General features: G+C 54.8%; 1 protein-coding gene. It reads right to left on the bottom strand.

Translation table 11 applies throughout. The annotated features are described in order from the left end of the window. Positions 1-4: 4 nt before the first annotated feature. The gene (locus QMZ65_RS25135) at positions 5-1333 is read right to left on the bottom strand and encodes an IS4 family transposase (RefSeq protein ID WP_283216943.1); all 1329 of its coding nucleotides are present in this window, start codon (positions 1331-1333) and stop codon (positions 5-7) included. Between the last annotated feature and the right edge of the window lie 72 nt (positions 1334-1405).

The raw sequence follows: 1405 nt of genomic DNA, 5'->3' as shown, positions 1-1405 counted from the left end.
TCAGTTAAGCCTGACTGGCATTTTTTCTTCTGGCTGTCGGATATTTATAGGGTCTCTCTTTCACCACCCTTGGGAACGAGCGTTCCCGTCGTCCCGGTAGTCTGACCATCTCTGCTATCGAACTTACGTCCTTTACCAGTTCCGGGATACGCCCAGGCGATGCGCCTTCAAGTGTCCAGAGCAGTTTCATCACCCACGCTGTCGATTCCCTGAAGCTGAGCTGGTTAGGCCAGTATCCCTTCAGCGTTGAGGCCATTCTTATCATCTGATATCTCACCAGATTGTAGGCCAGCAGCACGCCCCACAGCTCCTGCCTTATCATCTCCGGCTTCCTGCTGCGAAGCGTGAGCCTGCTGTCCTGGAGACCCTGCTTTATTTCACGATATCCCAGCTCTATCTCCCAGCGATGACTGTAGAGATCCGCTATTTCTTTACCCGGGTAACGCATCGCATCCGTCATCGACGTCAGGAACCGCCACGTCCGGCCTTTTATTTCCCGGCTTATCATCCTCATCTCTGTGTGCGCCGCCAGATGTGGCCATTTCTTCCGTGAATGAGCGGAGGTTTTTACCCGGATAAGCATGTCTCCCTTCCCCAGACGACGTACCTCTTCGTACTGCAGGTCTTTACGTGCCGCTATCATCCAGTGACGATTTTCGCCGGCCTCATGCCAGGCGCTAAGCAGACCGAATGACGTGTAGCCCTTATCGAAGAGGGTCAGGCTGTTGTCGCACGCGCGTTCAATGAGACCTTCTGCCAGCACCATCTCATTCTCGTTCTGGCAGCCCATCGCGGCGCCGCTGATAAGATGGCTGGTGAGTTCCATCAGGCAGACCATGCGAACCTGCGGATAAGGAGAGGCGCCTGCCACCGTGCCTGAACGGACAAAAGCCTTCTCATTATCAGGTGTTTCTGGCGTGCGCCAGACAACGCCGTCAACAGCGTACAGCGTCAGACCACACCAGTCAGGGTGGGAAGTCTGTGCATTCCAGAGCTCGCTGCTCTGTTCGAAAACCCGCCGTACAGCGTCGTCCCCCAGCCGCTGCCTTGCCTGCACTACGGCACTGGGCGCAACGAAAGGACGGTTTCCCGGTAAAAGAATATCAAGGCGATTAACGATGGCGTGAAGGGATTCTTTGCGCTCAAGGGCCATGCCGATGAGACACCAGACCATCAGATCTGTAGTGAGTCTGCGCTTACGGAGCGTGACCGTGCCAGCTTCCTCAAGGCAGCGGCTGATGAGCGCAGGGTCAAGAACATCCGCGAGCGTATTCAGAGGATTACGAAGAGAATCGTAACGAGAGACGATATCAAGGGCCTGACTGAGCTGCATAAAAAAATCCGGAAACGAAGCGTTTCCGGATTCTTACACAGCCACTGGATCGTTCAACTGATCCTTAACTGA

The organism is Pantoea sp. EABMAA-21 (assembly GCF_030053335.1).
Lineage (GTDB): Bacteria > Pseudomonadota > Gammaproteobacteria > Enterobacterales > Enterobacteriaceae > Pantoea > Pantoea communis.
Note: the sequence above shows the minus strand (reverse complement) of the source record. Positions and strands in the feature narration are given on the sequence as shown.